General features: G+C 52.9%; 18 protein-coding genes. 12 read left to right on the plus strand and 6 right to left on the minus strand.

Annotation, left to right across the window (positions count from 1 at the left end):
* The first annotated feature begins 37 nt into the window (after positions 1-37).
* Both BLT02_RS00485 and BLT02_RS00490 read left to right on the plus strand, forming a co-directional pair.
* On the plus strand, positions 38-1,162 hold the full coding sequence (locus BLT02_RS00485) for a YARHG domain-containing protein (protein WP_175453611.1): 1,125 nt from the start codon (positions 38-40) through the stop codon (positions 1,160-1,162).
* A 204-nt stretch (positions 1,163-1,366) separates the two neighbouring features.
* On the plus strand, positions 1,367-2,506 hold the full coding sequence (locus tag BLT02_RS00490; RefSeq protein WP_092990894.1) for a tetratricopeptide repeat protein: 1,140 nt from the start codon (positions 1,367-1,369) through the stop codon (positions 2,504-2,506).
* Here the strand turns inward: BLT02_RS00490 and BLT02_RS00495 are convergent.
* Positions 2,425-3,966 carry a hypothetical protein gene (locus BLT02_RS00495; RefSeq protein ID WP_092990895.1) on the minus strand — a complete coding sequence of 514 codons (1,542 nt, stop codon included), beginning with the start codon at positions 3,964-3,966 and terminating at the stop codon, positions 2,425-2,427. The genes BLT02_RS00490 and BLT02_RS00495 overlap by 82 nt on opposite strands.
* A 223-nt stretch (positions 3,967-4,189) precedes the next feature.
* Between BLT02_RS00495 and BLT02_RS00500 the strand changes: the two genes are divergently transcribed.
* The 10 genes from BLT02_RS00500 to BLT02_RS00545 all read left to right on the plus strand — a co-directional run bounded on the left by BLT02_RS00500 (position 4,190) and on the right by BLT02_RS00545 (position 14,379).
* Positions 4,190-4,909 (plus strand): IMP cyclohydrolase, encoded by a 720-nt coding sequence (locus BLT02_RS00500; protein ID WP_092990896.1) that lies wholly within the window; start codon positions 4,190-4,192, stop codon positions 4,907-4,909.
* A gap of 28 nt (positions 4,910-4,937) precedes the next feature.
* Complete coding sequence (locus BLT02_RS00505) at positions 4,938-6,128, plus strand: phosphoribosylaminoimidazolecarboxamide formyltransferase (protein WP_278277359.1); 1,191 nt, start codon at positions 4,938-4,940, stop codon at positions 6,126-6,128.
* 248 nt (positions 6,129-6,376) lie between these two features.
* Positions 6,377-6,868 carry a 2-C-methyl-D-erythritol 2,4-cyclodiphosphate synthase gene (ispF, locus tag BLT02_RS00510; RefSeq protein WP_092990897.1) on the plus strand — a complete coding sequence of 164 codons (492 nt, stop codon included), beginning with the start codon at positions 6,377-6,379 and terminating at the stop codon, positions 6,866-6,868.
* Between the two features lie 177 nt (positions 6,869-7,045).
* The gene (gene cysS, locus BLT02_RS00515; RefSeq protein ID WP_092990999.1) at positions 7,046-8,473 is read left to right on the plus strand and encodes a cysteine--tRNA ligase; all 1,428 of its coding nucleotides are present in this window, start codon (positions 7,046-7,048) and stop codon (positions 8,471-8,473) included.
* Positions 8,473-9,030, plus strand: coding sequence for a Mini-ribonuclease 3 (locus BLT02_RS00520; protein ID WP_092990898.1), 558 nt, complete (start codon positions 8,473-8,475; stop codon positions 9,028-9,030). The genes cysS and BLT02_RS00520 overlap by 1 nt, the downstream gene beginning before the upstream one ends.
* 429 nt (positions 9,031-9,459) lie before the next feature.
* The gene (gene rlmB, locus BLT02_RS00525; RefSeq protein WP_092990899.1) at positions 9,460-10,293 is read left to right on the plus strand and encodes a 23S rRNA (guanosine(2251)-2'-O)-methyltransferase RlmB; all 834 of its coding nucleotides are present in this window, start codon (positions 9,460-9,462) and stop codon (positions 10,291-10,293) included.
* Positions 10,294-10,453: 160 nt separating this feature from the next.
* Positions 10,454-11,119 (plus strand): sigma-70 family RNA polymerase sigma factor, encoded by a 666-nt coding sequence (locus BLT02_RS00530; protein WP_092990900.1) that lies wholly within the window; start codon positions 10,454-10,456, stop codon positions 11,117-11,119.
* Between the two features lie 85 nt (positions 11,120-11,204).
* Positions 11,205-11,804, plus strand: coding sequence for a 5'-deoxynucleotidase (gene yfbR / locus BLT02_RS00535; RefSeq protein ID WP_242869648.1), 600 nt, complete (start codon positions 11,205-11,207; stop codon positions 11,802-11,804).
* A 228-nt stretch (positions 11,805-12,032) separates the two neighbouring features.
* Positions 12,033-12,845, plus strand: a complete 813-nt coding sequence (trmD, locus tag BLT02_RS00540; protein ID WP_092990901.1) for a tRNA (guanosine(37)-N1)-methyltransferase TrmD — start codon at positions 12,033-12,035, stop codon at positions 12,843-12,845.
* Between the two features lie 295 nt (positions 12,846-13,140).
* Complete coding sequence (locus BLT02_RS00545; RefSeq protein WP_092991001.1) at positions 13,141-14,379, plus strand: DnaJ C-terminal domain-containing protein; 1,239 nt, start codon at positions 13,141-13,143, stop codon at positions 14,377-14,379.
* 298 nt (positions 14,380-14,677) lie between these two features.
* On the opposite strand, the gene BLT02_RS00550 is transcribed toward BLT02_RS00545, so the two are convergent.
* The 5 genes from BLT02_RS00550 to BLT02_RS00570 all read right to left on the minus strand — a co-directional run bounded on the left by BLT02_RS00550 (position 14,678) and on the right by BLT02_RS00570 (position 20,176).
* Positions 14,678-15,823, minus strand: coding sequence for an acyl-CoA dehydrogenase family protein (locus BLT02_RS00550; RefSeq protein ID WP_092990902.1), 1,146 nt, complete (start codon positions 15,821-15,823; stop codon positions 14,678-14,680).
* Between the two features lie 215 nt (positions 15,824-16,038).
* On the minus strand, positions 16,039-16,737 hold the full coding sequence (locus tag BLT02_RS00555; RefSeq protein WP_092990903.1) for a response regulator transcription factor: 699 nt from the start codon (positions 16,735-16,737) through the stop codon (positions 16,039-16,041).
* Positions 16,738-16,947: 210 nt separating this feature from the next.
* Positions 16,948-19,104 (minus strand): ATP-binding protein, encoded by a 2,157-nt coding sequence (locus BLT02_RS00560; protein WP_092990904.1) that lies wholly within the window; start codon positions 19,102-19,104, stop codon positions 16,948-16,950.
* 39 nt (positions 19,105-19,143) lie between these two features.
* The gene (locus BLT02_RS00565; RefSeq protein WP_092990905.1) at positions 19,144-19,368 is read right to left on the minus strand and encodes a hypothetical protein; all 225 of its coding nucleotides are present in this window, start codon (positions 19,366-19,368) and stop codon (positions 19,144-19,146) included.
* 106 nt (positions 19,369-19,474) lie between these two features.
* A complete protein-coding gene (locus BLT02_RS00570; RefSeq protein WP_092990906.1) occupies positions 19,475-20,176 on the minus strand; it encodes a potassium channel family protein in 702 nt (233 codons plus the stop codon).
* Positions 20,177-20,245: the final 69 nt, after the last annotated feature.

A 20,245-nucleotide genomic window follows, 5' to 3' on the forward strand; every position in this document is an offset into this window, starting at 1 on the left:
TATTCAAGATTATACTCAACAGGAAAGGAATACTAATATGCGCTATTGTCAATATTGCGGAATGCCGATGGAAGATGATGATTTGTTCTGCACCAGGTGCGGAAAAGCGGCAAAAGGAATTCAGAAAGAGACTCAGGACAGGGAGAGCAGTCGTGGGACCGGCCGTGGACCGGCAGAAGGCAAAGCTGTGCGTATGGGATATGTTTCCGCCGGCAGCGGAGCCGGAAAACCCGCAGGCAAGGAGGATCCGGGAAGACAGGGAAATTCCTCCGGCGGTTCCAATACCTCCGACTATGAAGTTTATGATGAGTATGACGAGTATGAAGAAGAGGAAATGGGACGCAAGAGGATGATCCTGATCATTTCCTGTCTTGCGATCGTTGTGGTGGTCGGTGTGCTTGTCGGCCTCCTTCTCACGACTCCCGGCCGGAGGGGAAGCGATTCTGCTCAGCAGGCTGCTGTCAGTGAGGATGGTTCCGGAGAGCAGGAAGAGAACCTGATTTCTGAACAGGAGAATAAGACTGCAGAAGCGGATGACGCCGGAAAGGATACAGCGATCAGGGACGGGCAGACAGGAGAAGGAACAAAGGACAGCACAGAGAACGATTCTCAGAAGTCTTCAGAAAAAGAATCCTCGCAGCAGGGCAGAGAGTCAGATGAAGCAGCAGACCGCGGAAATGAGGAAAATACAGCCCGGGAGAAGGAAGAGGATGATCAGGAAGAGTCCCGGGAGCCTGCCGTTGTAAAAACGGAACAGAATGAAGAGACAGCGGAGGGGATCGAGGAGCTTGAAAAGAAAGATCAGGAAGATCAGGAAAACAAAGAGGCCCTTGACAGCAGCTACATTCTCGCCGACAGCAATTCCCGTCTTTACAGCCGTGAAGAACTGGAGCGAATGGACAACTATACGCTCCAGATGGCTATTAACGAGATCTATGCCCGACACGGCAGGAAATTCAAAACGGACAGTATCAGGGAGTATTTCGAAGGCAAGTCCTGGTATACAGGTACGATCGAACCCGAAGCCTTTGACGGAAATGAGGGGAATTATTTTAATGATTATGAGTCAGCAAACCGTGAGCTGATGGCCAGGATCCGCGCCTCCCGTGAGGAGAAGACAACAAGTTCTGAAAAAAAGGAAAAAACAAATAAGAACGATTAAAAACAGGGTGTTCACAGCTCCACCCCGCCGGGTGGGGGCTGAAGACGAAATGGAAAGGCAGGATCGGGAAAGCTTAAGAGGAAAGCTTAGCAGGAAAGGTTAAAAAAGGAAAAGCGTAAAAGGAAAAGTTTAAAGGGAAAGATTAAAAAAGGAAAAGCGTAAAAGGAAAAGCTTAAAAGAGAAAGGTAAGAGCGATACAGGCCTATGGTAAAAAAGAGCGCAGAAGATAAGATGGCAGAGGGAAAGGATATTAAGGACGGGAATATGAAAAAGAAACGGATATTCCCCGCACTGATCGTGGTAGTGATCCTTATTGCGGCGGCCTGCGCCGGAGGGAGGTACTATTATTATAATCTCCCGGAGCAGAGGTTTTCCAGGATCATGGAACAGGCAGAGCTGGATATGCAAAGCGGGGAATATGAGACCGCAATGACGGCATATGAATCGGCTCTGGAGATCAATTCCCTTGATCCGGATGCGCGCATGGGCAGGGTCCGGGCTCTTTCCCTTCAGGCGGACGGGCTGGCCGGAAAGACAGACAATCCCTCAAAAGCAAAGGCCTGTGAATATTACGGGCAGGTGATCTCGATGACAAAAGAGTATGAGATGACAGACGGGGAGGGAAAGGAGACAGCCGATGCCGCCCGGGAGAGGATCTCCGCTCTGGAAGAGGAGATCGCAGCCTCCTGTAAATCTGTGGACTGCGAGACTGTGAGAGAAGACAGATCCGGGGTGGTCATGGAGCCGGACGGGACCCAGATCTCTTATCTGTGGTACTATGATCAGGTCAGGGTCATTGATGAGTATTATCCCTATGCGGAGCAGATCAACAGCTCCCTCAGCGCGGGTATGGATGCGTTTTTTAACACAGAATCCAACGATCCGTCCGCCGCTCTGGTCAAGGCGTCAGACAGACAGGGAGAATGGCAGGACTATGTCGGCGCGGCAGGCATTTATTCGGGAGATGGACTCCTGAGTATCAGAATGGCAGAGGTAAGGGTGCACGGGAATACACATAGCAATTATTTCCGCGGGCAGACTTTCCGTCTCTCCGATGCGCAGAGACTGACTCTCCTTGACCTGACGGACAGGACAAAATCAAGCCTGCGGCGCATGGTGCGCCGCAGGATCTGGGCTTTTCTTGAAGAGGGAGGCTACAGGAATATTTCCAAGGCGGACGTCAGGGACTATGTGGAGAGCACAGATCCCGAAGACTATAAATTCTGTATCATGGAGGACGGAACGATCTGCCTGATCATTGATCAGGAGATGTCCTTTTTCTCCGCAGAGGATGAGATCCTGGAGATCCCTCTCGAGGACACTTCAGCTGTTGAAGGGGAATAATCGGCGCTGACCGATTCGAGGATCTCAAGAGACTTCTCTTCGTCGTAACAGATATCCTCATAGGGGCGGGCAAAGAAATCCATCGCGGCCCCGAGGATCTCGGGATCCCGGACGGTCACGATCTTGAGGTTTTCCTGCTCATCGGAAATCTTGATATCGGCAAAATTCTTGTCCAGAAGGAGCGAGATTCTGGAGCAGGTTTCCGTCAGGGTCTCCCTGATAATATGGAAGGAAATGTGCTGTTCCCGCATGGCTCTTATGTAGTGCTGTAGTACATCCAGCCGGTCCCCGGGTTCAAGCGGGTTGTAGAGGGAGGAAGGATATTGGTAAATCCTTCCGGTCTCCATGAAATCCCGGATCCCTTTTTCAGAGACAAAGATAGACAGAGCATGTGCCTTTACGCACTTCAGATCCTTTCTGGCCAGATCCAGTCCTGCGCGGAGGATAAAATTTCTGTCCGGAAGGTCTTTACGCAGATATTTTTCGTAGAGCTGTACTGTCATAAACGCGCTCAGTCCCGGGAATGTCGAAAACGAAACGGAACCACACCCGACGGTTCTGTGCAATCCTCTGACCAGCAGGTCCCTGTAATCCCGGCAGTTTTTTGTCAGAGGGGAGCATGCTTCCAGGAGCCTTCTGTATACCGTTTTGAAAAAAGCAACAGTCTCGGGCGCGTTATGCAGGACTGCATAACGCAGGTCCTCTGAGATCTGCACGACAGCACTCTCCGTGATGACTGCGTAGGGGAGGAAGGAAAACGTGATCGAGGAGCTGTGGATGTTCGTGTGGTAGTAATACAGTTCAAAGGGAAAGACTTCCTTGCATAAAGGCAGCATGGTGCTGATCTTTTCCAGATTAAAGGGCACAACATCTGTCGAAGTATCTCTTCCTTTAAGCGCAATGATCTGATGGATCGTATAACCGCCCCCAGGGACCGGATGTCTGTTCTTGCAGATCGTCCTGAGCAGGTCGCAGAATCGTTTTTCAGGCTGCATGCGGATCTGGACGAGTCCGTCCGGACGCTTTATTTCCTCCTGTACAAGGTAGCCGCAGGCACTGAGGATATTGTCCGTCCCCTCAATGACAAGAGATTCTCTCCCGGATCTCCCCCTTTTGTTCCCCGATACAGAGATATAACTGCTCAGGAAGCCCTCCGATATCCGTGGACGATTCGGAGAAAGGGCCACACAGAGCAGATTATAAATAGCCTTCCTGCGCCCGTATGTTTTCTGCCCTATCTGAAGGATCTCGTACTGTTCTGTGAGCAGCTCCGTCTGTTCCGGTGACAGATTCAGATAGTGGGAGATCCGGACGACAAGATCCAGTGTCCCGGGTTTCCGGGTGCCCTGAAGGATCTTGTACATGGAAGACCTGTCTATTTCGCAATATGAAGCCATTTTGGAAACGTTCACATTAGAAGCGTTGACATAGGAAGAAAGAAGCTGGGAAAATGGATTCATAGGGTCCTTTCATTATCGGGAAAATGGTAATAATTGGCATGAATAAATAATGGCATCCTCAATTATTGCTTTCACAAATTAGCGTGCTAAAGTAAACTTTACAGCTATTATAGCACAAACATCTGCCTGTGAATATCTATCTTTTATAAAAAAGATTTGGTAGAATAAAAAAATGGTTAAAACAACAGAACATAAACCAGATGGAAAGGAAGAGGAAAAACCCATGGCAGATCTGGAAAAGATTTTGAGAGAAGTGAGTTATCCGGGAAGAGGCATTGTGATCGGCAGAAGTGCTGATGGAAAAAAAGCAGTCATCGCCTATTTCATCATGGGCAGAAGCACTAACAGCCGCAACAGGGTCTTTGTGACTGAAGGAAACGGGATCCGCACAGAGGCTTTTGATCCCTCAAAAATGGAGGATCCCAGCCTGATCATCTACGCTCCCGTCCGTGTGCTCGGCAACAAGACGATCGTCACAAACGGAGACCAGACTGATACCATTTATGAGGGGCTGGACAGGCAGATGACTTTTGAGCAGAGCCTGCGCAGCCGTGAATTCGAGCCGGACGCGCCCAATTATACCCCCAGGATCTCAGGCGTGCTCCATGTGGAAGCGGGCACATACAATTTTGCCCTCTCTATCCTCAAATCAGATGACGGAGATCCTTCCTCCTGCCTGCGTCAGACTTTTGCCTATGAGAAACCTGCCGCGGGCCAGGGACGCTTTATCTCCACTTATCAGGGCGATGGAAATCCGCTGCCTTCCTTCAGCGGGGAGCCCGTCAAGCTTGCTTTCGGAGATGATTTTACTGCCGATATTGATGTTTTCGCAGAGCGGATCTGGAAGGCACTCAATGAGGACAACAAGGTTTCCCTGTTTGTCCGCTACATAGACATCGAGACAGGGGAAGCCGACAGCCGGATCATCAACAAGAATGTTTAATATCAACAAGCAAAAGAAAGGACATCAAATGGACACTGCACTGAAAGAACTTCAGCTGAAATATGGATGCAACCCTAACCAGAAACCCTCCCGCGTATACATGGAGGATGGCAGCGCGCTTCCGATCACTGTGCTGAATGGAAGACCCGGATATATCAATCTGCTGGATGCCCTCAACGGATGGCAGCTGGTCAGGGAGCTGAAAGCGGCAACCGGAAAACCTGCCGCGACTTCCTTTAAACATGTTTCTCCGGCGGGAGCAGCGATCGGTCTTCCGCTGACAGAGGTGGAGGCAAAGATCTACTGGGTAGCTGACAAGGGTGAGCTCACTCCCCTGGCAAGCGCCTATGCCCGCGCGCGCGGAGCGGACAGAATGTCAAGCTTCGGTGATTTCATTTCTTTGTCCGATACCTGCGATGCCTGCACGGCCAGGCTGATCCAGCCTGAAGTATCCGACGGCGTGATCGCTCCCGGCTATGATGAGGATGCTCTTGAGATCCTCAGGAAGAAGAAAAAAGGAAACTACTGTGTCCTGCAGATCGATCCGGACTATGTTCCCGCGCCCATCGAAAAGAAGCAGGTTTATGGGATCACCTTTGAACAGGGCCGTAATGAGCTCGTCGTGGACGATGCCCTCTTCTCCAATATCGTCACAAAGAACAAGGATCTGCCCCCTGCAGCCCGCGACGATATGGCGATCGCCCTGATCACTCTCAAATACACCCAGTCCAATTCCGTGTGCTTTGTCAAGGGCGGACAGGCTATCGGTATCGGTGCCGGTCAGCAGTCCCGCATCCACTGCACACGCCTTGCCGGCCAGAAAGCCGACAACTGGTACCTGAGACAGTGCCCCAAGGTCCTGGATCTCCCCTTCAAGGAGGGCGTCCGCCGCGCGGACCGCGACAATGCCATCGACCTTTACATTGGCGAGGAGTATATGGATGTCCTGGACGACGGCAAGTGGGAAGCCCTTTTCACAGTTAAGCCCGAGGTCTTCACTGTGGAAGAGAAGAAGGCCTGGCTCGCCGGCAATAAGGACGTGACACTGGGATCCGATGCATTCTTCCCCTTCGGGGACAACATCGAGCGGGCTTTCCGCAGCGGCGTCAAGTATGTCGCCCAGCCCGGCGGTTCCATCCGCGACGACAATGTCATCGAGGCCTGCAATGCCCATGATATGGTCATGTGCTTTACCGGCATCCGCCTGTTCCACCATTAATATATGATGAAAACAGCGAGTCAAGCGGCTGCAAATGCCATGCTCGCATGAGCATTTGCAGACATTTGACGAGTGCCCAAACATGAGGAAGAAGCCGTTTTGCGCGCGCTTTTCGCGCAAAACGAGCGGATTCCGAATGGTTGGAGCGGGCTGGGAGCGTGTAAGCGCGACAGCACGCGTAGTTTTCATCATATATGTTTGTGAACAGTAGGTCATGGCCACATGTATGAAGTGCGGGAGGAAAGACCATGCGTATAGGTACCGGTTATGATGTGCACAGGCTCGTGGAGGGCAGGAAGCTCATTCTTGGAGGAGTGGATATTCCCTATGAAAAAGGCCTGCTCGGCCATTCCGATGCGGATGTCCTGGTCCATGCCATCATGGACGCCCTGCTCGGCGCAGCCGCGCTCGGGGATATCGGACTTCATTTTCCCGACAGCGATCCTACCTACAAGGGAGCGGATTCCCTGAGCCTTGCCGGCCATGTCTCCCGGATCCTGGAGGACAACGGCTGGATCATCGAAAACGTGGACTCTACCGTGATCGCTCAGGCCCCGAAGCTCAGGCCTTATATCGACCAGATGAGGACGAATATTGCAAGGGCACTTCGGATCGACGTCACGAAGGTCAGCGTCAAGGCTACGACGGAGGAGCATCTGGGCTTTACCGGCAGGGGAGAGGGGATCAGTGCGCAGGCCGCCGCCCTTCTCACGGCTTCCCCGCAACAGCTGCCGGAATAAGGCATACCGGGAAAATCCTGAACAAGGAATGCGTAATAAACCACGAATAAATGAACAAACGAATAAATAATCAGAATAAATAATTAATAGAAATATATGCTCAGGGCCTGAAGGTTCTGAGCATATATATGAGCATATAAGACAGAAACTGTAATCATAGAAGAGGGACTGTAAATGATCAGAATTTACAATACGATGTCGAAACGCAAAGAGGATTTTGTGCCGCTGCACGAGGGGAAGGTCGGGATGTATGTCTGCGGCCCCACTGTGTATAACCTGATCCATATCGGGAATGCGCGGCCGATGATCGTCTTTGACACGGTCAGGCGTTATCTGGAATACCGCGGATATGAAGTCAATTTTGTCTCCAATTTCACGGATGTCGATGACAAGATCATCAATAAGGCAAAGGAAGAAGGCGTGGATGCCTCTGTCATCTCCGAGCGCTACATTGAAGAGTGCAAAAAGGACATGGCGGCACTGAACGTTCGTCCCGCTACGACCCATCCCCGGGCGACCATGGAGATCGACGGCATGATCGAGATGATCAAGAGCCTCATCGACACCGGATATGCCTATGTCGCGAAGGATGGCACGGTGTACTACCGCACAAGAAGATTCAGGGATTACGGCAAGCTCTCCCACAAGGATCTGGACAACATGCAGACCGGCCTTCGCATGCTGGCGGTCACCGGCGAGGACCAGAAAGAGGATCCGCTGGATTTTGTTCTCTGGAAGCCCAAAAAAGAAGGGGAGCCTTACTGGGAATCTCCCTGGTGCAAGGGCCGTCCCGGCTGGCACATTGAGTGCTCCGTCATGAGCAAACGGTATCTGGGCGACACCATCGATATCCATGCGGGCGGAGAAGACCTGATTTTCCCGCACCATGAAAATGAAATCGCGCAGTCCGAGGCAGCAAACTGCTGCACCTTCGCTCGCTACTGGATGCACAATGCCTTCCTGAATATCGACAATCGCAAGATGTCCAAGTCTCTGGGCAATTTCTTTACTGTGCGTGATATTCTGGACCAGTATGACGGACAGGTCCTTCGTTATTTCATGCTGTCCGTCCAGTACAGAAGCCCCCTGAATTTCAGCAGGGACCTGATGGAATCCGCCAAAACCTCCTATGAACGCATTGTCAACTGCGCTGAGAACCTCCGTTTCCTTCTGGAGAAAGCAGCTGCAGCGGGAAAGACTGCCCTGACTGAGGCAGAGGAAGCCCTGCTCCCGGAGGCAGATGCCTTCCGAGTGCAGTTTGAAACCGCCATGGACGATGACTTTAATACTGCGGACGGTATTTCTGCAGTCTTTGAGCTTGTCAAATGGATCAACAGCCATGCGGATGAGAATTCCTCCGCTGCCTTTTTACAGAAGATCAGTGATGAACTGCAGAGCCTTGCCGATGTCTGCGGCCTGCTCCTTCAGAGGGACAAAAATCTCGACGAAGACCTCGCTGCTTATGTAGAGGCCCAGATTGCCGGCCGCCAGGCGGCCAGAAAGGCCCGCGATTTCGCGAAAGCTGATGCGATCCGCGACGAGCTCAAGGCGAAGGGGATCATTCTGGAGGACACCCGTGAAGGCGTCAAGTGGAAGAAGGCCTGATGAAAAAGCCTGATACAAGAAGGTTTGACGAGACAGAGACCCGGTCTGACCGGATTGACCAGATTGACCTGATCCCTGACGGATCCGTCGGAGCCGGCGGACCGGTTTCCGGTCCGGAGAGCGCGGGACCGGAGCTGTTCTCCCTGTACGGGGCAGACCTGGATCTGAGGACGGTCTCGCCGCTCTCCCTGGCCTTTCTGGGAGATGCGGTCTATTCCCTGATCATCAGGACAAGTGTCCTCGAAAAAGGAAACCGTCAGGCTCAGAAGCTCCATAATGAGACCACTCGCCTGGTGCGCGCCCAGAAGCAGGCGGCGATCGGCAGATCAATCTATGACCTGCTGACGCCGGAGGAAAAAAAGATCTACCGGAGGGGCAGGAACTCCCACCCGATGCATCACGCAAAGGGAGCGTCGCTGGAAGAATACCTCCAGGCTACAGCTCTGGAGGCCCTCTGCGGCTATCTCTATCTCCAGGGGAGGACACAGCGGCTCATGGACCTGCTCAGGACAGGCCTGCAGATGACGCAGAGAAGAGACGGGGAACCCCTGCTCTGACCCCTCTGCCTCTTTTGTGAGACTCCTCTGCCTCTTTTTTGCAAAGCTGCGTTTTTTCGCATTTTCCGCAGTGAGGTCACACTTCCTGCCTCTTTTTGCTCCGCAGATCCGGAAAGCCCTGCTTTTTGTCATCTGTCATCTGTTATCATCCAGCCTGTACGGCTAAGAGGAAAAAGCTGTACGGGCTGTTTTTTATTATTCTCAGGTAATACCCGTGATTTCAGTTGCGGGGTACGCGCGCAAAAGGGGACCCGCTTCATCGGGTAATACCCGTGACTTCAGCCGTGGGATACGCGCGCAAAAGGGAAGATCATTACATTGCGGTCACTATACCGCTATCCAAAATAAAGAATAAATGGTCCCTGCTGATAGGGCCTTAGGGCACAGGACCAGAGCAGTTTAAACCGGGAAGGAGGTATTTCTGCAGATATGGAAGAAGAAAGAAGGCGTCGGACGCGGGAACGGAAAGAAAAAAGGACCGCGGGACGGGAGGATATAAACAGCAGATTCAACAGAAACACAGCGGAACCTGATGAGAACCGGATCGAAGGGCGCAATGCCGTGATCGAGGCTTATCGGGCCGGCAGGACCATAGAGAAGCTCTATCTGCTGGAGGGACCGGCGGAAGGCGCGATGCAGACTGTCCTGCGCCTGGCAAAGGAAAAGAATACACCGGTCCGTTTTGTGACCAGGCAGCGGCTGGACCAGCTGTCCCAGACAGGCAAACATCAGGGAGTGATCGCCCAGGCGGCGGCATTTCACTATGCCCAGATCGAAGAGCTTTTTGAAAAAGCTGCCGCAAAGGGAGAGGATCCTTTCTTTATCCTGCTCGATCAGATCGAGGATCCGCATAACCTGGGCGCCATTATCCGGACGGCAAACCTTGCCGGTGCCCACGGGGTCATCATCCCCAAGGACCGGGCGGCCGGCCTGACGGCGACAGCGGCAAAGGCCTCCGCCGGAGCTATCCACTACACACCGGTCGTCAAAGTGACCAATCTTGCCCGGACGATGGAGGAACTGAAGCAAAAAGGCCTGTGGTTTGTCTGCGCGGATATGGATGGAACGCCGATGACCAGGCTGTCCATGACAGGTCCCATCGGTCTGGTCATAGGATCAGAGGGCAGCGGCGTGAGCCGGCTCGTAAAAGAAAAATGCGATATGACAGCCGCCATTCCCATGAAAGGGGAGATCGATTCCCTGAATGCGTCTGTTGCCGCCGGCATCCTGATGTACGAGATCCTCAGGCAGAGGGAGCTGTAGTCACTGGATATTCTTTAGACATTCAGGCAGTCTGGCTGGTCCCGGGAACTTTTTAAAGGCCGCGGGAACCGGGGCTGTTTTTCGCTAGAACCGGAACTGATCATTAAAGATGAAATACGGCCGGAAAAAGGAATGGATAAGAGCTCAGGGAGGACAGTACATGAGACCGGAATACTATGAAAAGCTGACGGATGATGAGCTTGTCGCGCTTTCCCATGAACAGGATGAGACCGCGACAGAGACGCTCATGAGCCGCTACAAGGGAATGGTCCGAAACCGCGCCAGGTCTATGTTCATCCTGGGAGGAGAGTCAGAGGACCTGATCCAGGAGGGGATGATCGGGCTTTTTAAAGCGCTGAGGGATTATGACCGCGGCCGCGACGCAAGCTTTGCAACCTTTGCCGCGCTCTGTGTTTCCCGTCAGATGTACACTGCTGTACAGGCCTCCGGAAGAAAAAAGCACATGCCTCTGAATACGGCAGTTTCCCTGAATGCCCCGCTGGGATCCCACGGAGGCAGGATGGACGATGACAGTGATGACCGTCCCGAGCTGGAGGAAGCACTTTCCGAGGAATCCGGCACACTTTTTTCGGGAAATTACGGTACGAATCCGGAGAAGGTCATGATCGACAGAGAAAACCTGGACCGGCTGCAGGCGCGGATCGAGACAGAACTCAGCCCGCTGGAGAAACAGGTCCTGGATCTCCATCTCACCGGCATGAACTATATCGAAATTGCCCGTATCCTCAACCGGGAGGAAAAATCCACAGACAATGCCCTGCAGCGTATCCGGGCAAAGGTCCGCAGCTGGAAGCAAGAGGGATGATTACAGGGATAATTACAGGTCAAGCCCCGGCCGGAGGCCGATAAAGCCGATGGAGCCGATGGCATCGAAGGATAAGGAAGAGTACATGTACAGTTTTTTTGCGACGATCTCCAGAATGAAATATATAGAAAGATGGGCCCTGATGCGCAGCTCCCGTCCGGAAAACCTCTCTGAGCATGCTCTGGAGGTGGCTTCGATCGCCCATGTCCTGTGCACGATCGGAAACCTGCGTTATGGCAGAAGTCTTGACGCAGACCGGGCCGCTGTCATCGGTCTGTATCACGATGCGACGGAGATCATCACCGGTGACATGCCGACTCCCGTCAAATATCACAACCGGGATATCCGGCGGGCCTATAAAGATGTGGAAGAGGCTGCCGCGCGGAGGCTGATCGAGCTTCTGCCGGAAGACCTGCGGGGCGTTTACGAGCAGATCCTGCTCCCGGAAACAGGGGAAAATGGCGATGGGGAGAAATACCTGCTCCGGCTTGTCAAAGCTGCGGACAAACTCTCTGCCCTGATCAAGTGCATTGAAGAGGAGAATGCCGGAAACGCCGAATTCAGGACCGCCAGGCAGACGATCCGGGATACTCTCAGGGAAATGTCTGAGGAACTCCCCGAAATAGAGGATTTCTGCAGGGAGTTTCTGCCCGCTTATGGAAAGACCCTGGATGAGCTGCTGTAGTATTGCCCTGCAGTAATCCTTTACCGGATTGTTTCCGGGATCAAATTATTGCGGGTTTTGAGTTCAGCACTGACGTACAGAGCTGACATACAGAGCTGACAAGGACTGACATTCAGCACTGACGTACAGCGCTGAAATACAGGACTGACATACAGCACTGACGTACAGAGCTGACATACAACACTGACATACAGTACTGACATACAGGACTGAGGGAGGGAGTGTCGGTTGAAAATATCTGTTCTCACCATGATGCCCGGCCTGTTCGGGGATTTTTTAAAGGGACCGGTCATTGAAAGGGCGGTCCGGAAGGGCGCGCTGGAAGTCCAGATCATCGATATCCGCAATTATGCACCGGGCAGCTTTCGCCATATTGATGATTCCCCTTTTGGAGGAGGGGCGGGGATGGTCATGCGCTGTCAGCCGGTTCTGGATGCTCTGCGGGCCTGCAGAGGAGAGGAGATACCCTCATCAACAGTGGATACGTCTGAAGAAACAGGAAAGACGATGACATCAGAAGCTGAAAGGGGATTGCCGGAGAAGATAGATATGTCGTCAGCTTCCCACACGGTCATCCTGGCTCCTGCGGGGATCCCTTATACCCAGAAGAAGGCCCATGAACTTGCAAAGGAGGATCATCTGATCCTGGTCTGCGGCCATTATGAGGGTATGGACGCCCGCATTTATCCTCATGCTGACGAAATGATCTCCATCGGCGATTATGTCCTGACGGGCGGAGAACTTGCTGCCCAGGTGGTCATCGATTCTGTCGTCCGTCTGCTGCCGGGGAGCCTGCGGGAGGCCAGCACGGTGGAAGAATCCTTTGAAAACGGGCTCCTGGAGTATCCGCAGTACACACAGCCCGCTGTCTACGAGGGAGAAGCTGTCCCCGAAGTGCTGCGGTCGGGCGACCATGAACGCATCCGCAAATGGCGCCTGCAGCAGTCTCTGCTGCTGACAAAAAAGGTGCGGCCTGATCTTTTCGCGGCCCATGATCTGACAGAGGAGGAAAAGCACCTGCTGGAAGAAGCGGAAGGTTAACGTACGAAGCAATGATTCCGCCCCTCGAGGGGGCGTGTACAAAAACAGCGGAAGAATGATCCAGGGAAAATGCAAAAAAGCATTGACGTGAGAAAGAATAAGTGTTATATAATATATATAACAAATAGTAAGAAAATTGCGACGGCGCGGCCGCGTGCATACGGAAGAGAGCCGGATGCGCGCGGCCGTGTGTCGATAATACCTGTCAGTTGATTACTCTGCCAGCAAGGGGACGTCAATTCGACGTTAATACTATATCAGTATGGAGACCTCGGACAGAAGGGAGGTGAAGAGCATGGCGGAATACAGAAAACAGAAAGAAAAGGATCTGTATGCAATTCTCGGTGTACCGAAGACTGCGGATGAAGCGCAGATCAAGAAAGCATATAGAAAACTGGCTAAAAAATACCACCCGGATATGAATACCGGTAATACAGAAGCGGAAAACAGATTTAAGGATATTTCAGAGGCCAATGCGATCCTCAGCGACGCGGAAAAACGAAAGATCTACGATGAATTCGGCTATGCGGCTTTTGAGAGCGGAATGGACCCCAAGGAATATGCAAAACGGATGAAGGAGGCGCAGGCAGCCGGTTTCGGCCATGGCGGCGCAGGTTCATACGGCGGTTTCCGCGGTTTTGGGCCGGATGGCTTCGAGGGCGCTTTCGGCGGTTTCGGAGGCGGCCGGGGAGGCTTTGGAAACGGAAAAGGCGGGAAGACAGGGTTTTTCCGCAATGGCGACGGCAGTTACACGAGCTTTCACTTTGAGGGAGGAGAAGAGGGAGATTACGGGAACCTCTTTGAAGAGCTTCTCAGAAACGCCGGAGCAGGCGGAGCAGCTGCCGGGGCAGGAGGCTTCGGACAGGGCGGATCCCGCACCGGAAGTTTCTTTACAGGAGGAAGCCGCGGATCTACAGGAGGATATACGGGAGCAGGAGGCTTTGGAGGAGCATCGGGCTTTCAGGAGAATGCGCAGAACCTGGACGCGGAGATCCCGGTCAGGGTCAGTTTCGAGGAATCCGTTCTGGGATGTGACAGGAATATCCGCCTGCAGAAAGAGGATGGCAGCGGGACACAGACCCTGAGGGTTCGCATTCCCGCAGGCATTGCTGACGGAAAAACTGTCAGGCTCCGCGGTAAAGGGCATGTCTCCGCTGATGGAAACAGAAGAGGAGATCTGCTGTTGAGAGTGAGCGTGGACGAGGACAGGAATTACTCCAGAAAGGGGCAGGATCTCTATACGTCGGTCAGCGTACCTTTTACAACAGCCGTACTCGGAGGAGAGGCGCAGGTACAGCTGCCGGGAGGAAAGAAGATCATGTGCAAAGTGCCGGCGGGCACGGATGCAGGAAAGAAGATCAGGATCAGAGGTAAAGGAGTCCATGCGGAAAAGAGCAGCGCCATGCCCGGTGATCTCTATGTCACTGTGCAGGTGCAGGTGCCTGCTGATCTGACGGATGCGGAGGTCAGGAAGCTGAAGGAGTTTGAGGCTATGGTAGGCGCGCGCCGGAAAGGGCAGGAGAGGACTGCGTAAAGAGGGGAGGCGGGCACACATCAGCCCGATTTTCTCACGTCTGTGCATGGCTGTGACTGATTGGAGACGCAATTCGCCATGCCGACAGGTTCACAAACATTTCATGTTTGTTCACTGTCGCGGCATTCGCCGTATACAGACGTTTGATCATCCTTCCGCTGGTGTGCGAGCACCCCATCGTCAGTCTGATCAAACGTCTGTGCATGGCTCATTGCTACACGCAAAAACCGGGCTGCAGGGTATTCCCTGCAGCCCGGTCTTGTATTCGGGACTGTTGAAGTACAGTCGGTGGTAATGATTAGCGGAGCATGCTTCCGGACATAACCATCTTCTGGACTTCGTTGGTGCCTTCGTAGATCTCAGTGATCTTGACGTCACGGAGCAGACGCTCTACGCCGTACTCACGGCAGTAGCCGTAGCCGCCCATGTACTGGACTGCGTGACGGCAGACATCGTTAGCCATAGCGGAAGCGAACATCTTAGCCTGTGCAGCAAAGAAGCCATAGTTCTCGTGATTGTCCTTTGCGACAGCTGCCTGCCAGGTCAGGAGACGAGCGGCATTGATGTTGGCCTGATCCTCAGCCATACGGAACTGGGTGTTCTGGAAAGCAGTGATGGGCTTGCCGAACTGTTTACGCTCTTTGCAGTACTTGATGGCTGCATCGAGAGCACCCTGTGCAAGACCGACAGACTGTGCAGCGATACCGATACGGCCGCCGTCGAGAGCCTGCATAGCAATCTTGAAGCCAGTGCCTTCCTTGCCGAGCATATCATCTTTGTGGACGCGGACGTTGTTGTAGTAAACTTCCGCGTTGGAAGCTGCGCGGATACCCATACGCTTGATGTCGGGCTGGACTTCCAGGCCGGGGGTATTCCTGTCAACCATGAATGCGGACATGCCCTTGTGTGCAGGGAGGGACTTGTCGGTCAGAGCGAATACCAGGAAGGTATCAGCAAAACCGGAGTTGGTGGTGAAGATCTTGGAACCATTGATGACATAGTAGTCGCCATCCTTCTCAGCGGTTGTGACGGCGCCTGCGACGTCGGAACCGGCGTTCGGCTCGGTCAGGCCGAAGCAGCCGATCTTGCTTCCGTCCACGAGGGGACGAAGCCATTTCTCTTTCTGCTCGGGGGTAGCGTACTGCTCAATGATCGAAGCGCAAAGAGAAGTATGAACAGAAATTGTGATGCTGGTGCTGCCGCAGACTTTTGCGACTTCTTCCATCAGCAGGCAGTAGGTCAGATAATCCATGCCTGTGCCACCGACTTCCTCACTGAAAGGAACGCCGAAGAAGCCAAGCTCCATCATCTTTTTGACCATATCCATGTTCATCTCTTCCTTCTCGTCCATCTCCTCAGCGATGGGAGCGATCTGTTCCTGAGCGAACTTACGGAAAAGCTCCTGCATATCTTTCTGCTCGTCTGTCAGCTGAAAATTAACCATAAATGCCTCCTTCAATCATGTGTGTACCGCCGTCACAATATGTGACCGGCCTAAAATTTACTCCATTAATTAGCATACTAATTAATTCAATAGAATGCAAGATTTTTTTGGAAGATTTATTACTAAAAATCTTATGTTTATTTTGTACAATATGTGTATGGACAAATAAATACGAAAAGACTTCTCCCTTATTTGTGCAATATGGACAAAGAGAGTCAGCTGATCCGCAGCATCTGATACCCTATGCCGATATGGGTCTCGATCAGGGAGAAGTCCGGCTGGGCTGCCTTGAGCTTTTTGCGCAGGGAGGTCATGTAGACGCGGAGGGAGATGATGTCGGTCTCCACTCCGCCTCCCCAGATCTGGTCGATGATGTAGGAGTGGGTCAGGACCTTCCCGACATTGGCGCACAGGAGGGTCAGAAGCCGGTATTCGATCGCGGTCAGGCGGACTTCCTTTCCCGCGAGCGTGACCTGCCGGGAAGTGTAGTCGATGGAGAGATCTCCATTGGTAAAGACCGGATTCTCCTCGCGGCCCGCGCGGATGTACTGCATGCGCCGCTGGGCAGCCCGGATGCGGGCGAGCAGCTCCTCGATGGAGAAAGGCTTAGTGAGATAGTCATCCGCCCCGCTGTCCAGAGCCGCGATCTTGTCGCTGTCCTCACCCCTTGCGCTGATGATAATGATGACGGCGCCTGACCAGGTGCGGATCGTCCGGATGACTTCGATCCCGTCTATGTCCGGCAGTCCCAGATCCAGAAGGATCAGGTCCGGGTGGTGGGAGGCGCACAGGGAGATCGCTTCGTTCCCTGTGCCCGCGCTTATGTAGTTGTATTGATTGAGCTTCAGAGTGGTCGTAATGAGACTGGACACCGATCTGTCATCTTCAACCACCAGTATTTTCATCTCATTCATGAAGTGTTCCTTTCGTTGAGCAGCGGCAAGGCCCTGTCTGCGGAGCTTTGGGCGCAGGGGACTGAAATTCGACTGATACTGCCGCGCTCTTCTTATTATAACACCATCGGGCCATAACACCATGGATTCTTACACCATATACTGCCTTTTAACAGGCAGACTTTTGGCGGAAAGTGATGAGAGCCGCAAGAGAATTGCAGTTATTTATTCTTACTGAGGAAGGGTAATCTCTGCGGCCGGAAGGCGGAAACGGAAGACTGTGCCGCGGGTGCTGCAGGCAGGATTGTCGAAGACTTCGATATCTCCTTCATGGATCTGGAGGATCTGGGCGCAGAGGTTGAGGCCCAGTCCCATACTGCGGTAGCTGTCGGCGAGCGCATGATGACCTGTATAAAAAAGGTCGAAGACATAGGGCTTTTCCTCGTCGGGGATGCCGGGACCGTCGTCCGCCACTTCAACGCAGACCATGTCCTTTTGTCTCTCCGCCCTGATCCGGACTGTAGATCCGGCGGGGGTGTATTTAATGGCATTGTTCAGCAGATTGACCAGAACCTGCATGATGAGCTTGGGATCCATCGGCGCGAACAGAAGCTCATCGGTATGTTCGAACATGATCTTGTGACAGGGATGAGGGGAGATGTGTCTGAGGCTTTCCTCTATGACATCTTCCATGTTTTCCACTGTCTTTTGCAGGGTGCGGCCGCTCTCCAGGCGGGTCATCGAGAGGATGTTTTCAAACTGGGCGTTCAGCCACCCTGCGTCCTCGATGATGTCTTCGTAGATCTTGTAGCGGACGCTCTTGGGTAGATCATCCTCATTCCTCCTGAGAGTGGACGCGTTGCCGCTGATCGAGGTCAGGGGAGTGCGGAGATCGTGGGAGAGAGACCGGAGAAGGCCTGCGCGGAGCCTTTCGTTCTCTGCCAGGATCTCGGCTTTTTTCTGCTCCTGCCCCATGCGTTCGTTATCAAGGGCCATCGTGCATTCATGGACGATGGAGAGCAGGATGGTGTTTTCAAAATCGGTGAAGGGACGGCCGTCCATGTCTATGGCGATCACCCCGAACCGGTTGGCCCCGGAATAGATGCTCAGGTAGCGGCAGGTACTTTCCGGAAAATGGGGAGTAAACGCTCCGGACTGGCTGCTGTTTTCCTCAGCCCAGCGGACAGCCTCTGCTTCCGATTTCAGGACAGAGGCAGAGATCGTCTTTTCTCCCGCGGGAAAAATGAGGGGAGCTTTGTCACCATCATCGACCGGCAGGAACAAAACAGACCGGTTGAGAAGGTGGACAAGCTGCCGGCAGGTGGTGCGGACGATCTCCCGGCTCCCGGATGCTGTTTCCAGCTGGTTTGATGTATCCAGGAGGATCTTGGCCTGATAGGCGTTTTCGGCGGAGGAACGGGCGATGTTCTTCATCCGGATGGTCACGGTTCCGGTGATCAGGGCAGCGACCATCGTCACCAGGTAGGTCACCAGATAGGTGGAGTCGTAGACCGCCAGCGTAAACCGCGGCTCAATAAAGAGAAAATTGAACAAAAGGACATAGAGGATCGCCGCCAGTATACCGTACAGCCGGCTGGAGGTCGTCACGGAGGCGACGAGGACCGCCAGGATATAGATCGTGATGATATTGGAATTGCTGAACGTGGAGTGGTAAAAGGCGAAGGAAAGCAGGGTGGCTGCCGTCATGACGGCCAGCACGTTCAGCAGATCCGCCAGGTTCCACGGGCTTTCTTCTGAACCTCTGCGGATCGCTCCCGGGTAGGGGGAGGACACGGTATCCGGTATGATATGGATATCCACTGTCGGCAGGTAATTCAGGAGACGTTCGTTGATGGGCTTTCTCGTCTGCAGGAAAAACGGAGGGGGGCTGTATCCCAGAAAAAGATCCGTCACCTCCGCGCGCTTTGCGTATTCAGAAATGGCGAGCGGAATGTCGTTCCCGATCACAGTGTGGATCTCGAAGCCGTACTCTCTGGCATATTGGATATTCTCGCTCAGCATGGAATCCGCCTCCGGTTCTTTGCCGTCTATTCCGACAAAGAGGGCGATGGGGGCGCGGCCCGGAGACGTTTTTCCGGGAAGCGCTTCTGCAGGCTTTCCCCGTGTTTCTTTTGATCCAGGGGATACTGTCTTAGTCTGTCCGGTGGATACCCCTGCGGACTGCCCCGGAGAGAATGATTTCTGCGGCTCCGGGGGAACGGTTTCGGTCTTGAAAGGGAAAGCAGTCCTGGCTGCAGTCCTGATCACGCGTTTATTACTGGGGGAGGAGGAAAGGCAGACCATGACAACAGGGCGGGGTGCGCCCCCGCCCTGTGTGAATTTTTTTTCTATACCTGTCTTGCTGCCTTTTGTCTGTGCCTGTATCATGAAATTGCCTCTTTAAGAATAGCGGCTCAGCTTAGTGGCTCAGCTCGAAAAATCATTTCCGGAAATAGGGTTGTTTGAGACGACATGTCTGGAAAAATCCCTCCTGCCGGCGTTTTCCGCATTGACTTTTTTCTTTTTAGCGTAGTCTTTTCCGAAGCGTTTGCGAAGTGTCCTCGTTATCATATAATACACGAATCCGGTGTATAATGCGAACCCGATTACAACAAAAATGTTTTCTGCGAGCAATGTGAGCAGGTGTGCCATGGTAGTTTCCTCCCCTTTATATATTTTTATATATTATTTTTACCTGTATAACCTTGTTTTTAACCTTGTCTTTTAACCTTGTCTTTTAACCTTGATAACCCTGTTTTTACAGGAATTTCTGTATGTGTTCATGTTTGCCCAGCACCAGCAGGGTTTCTCCGTGGTGAAGGATCGTATCCGACCGGACATCCATGTTCATCTCATGCGTCTGGAATTTTTTATTCGGGCTGTTTTTAAAACGGTTGTAGGAAGCATAATTGCCGGATTCTGAGCGTATGCCGAGAATGTTGATATGAAACTTTCTCCGGACATCCAGATCCCCGACCTTCTTTCCATTCCAGCGGTCCGGTATGCTGATCTCAAAGATCGCGTAGCCGTCGGAAAGCTCCACGTAATCGGCGATATTGTCGGAGCTGTAGCGGATGGCTGTCCAGTAACCAAGCTCGCGCTCCGGGAACACAACTGCGTCCGCTCCGTTGCGCAGCAGGAATTTTTCCTGTCTGCTGCTGGTAGCCCGGGCTATGACTTTTTTTGCTCCCAGTTCGGAAAGGGTGAAGGTGGTTTGAAGGGAGCTGAGGAAATCGTCTCCGATCGAGACCAGGCATACATCATAGCTGTGGACGCCTATGGTTTTCATAAAGCCTTCATCAGTGCTGTCCCCGATCCTTGCTTCGGAAGCATAGGGGAGGATGCGGTTGATGCGGTTTTCATCCTTGTCGATGACCAGAGTCTGGTGACCCAGGTCATGCAGCTTCATGGTGGCAAAGCTCCCGAACCTGCCTGCTCCAATGATCAGTATGTTTTTCATCGTTCTTTTTCTCTTTTCTCTTCTTTTTTCTGCTTAATATCCCACCGCTTATAATCCTGCCGATTATAA

It is taken from the genome of Sarcina sp. DSM 11001, from assembly GCF_900101015.1.
GTDB lineage: Bacteria > Bacillota > Clostridia > Lachnospirales > Lachnospiraceae > CAG-791.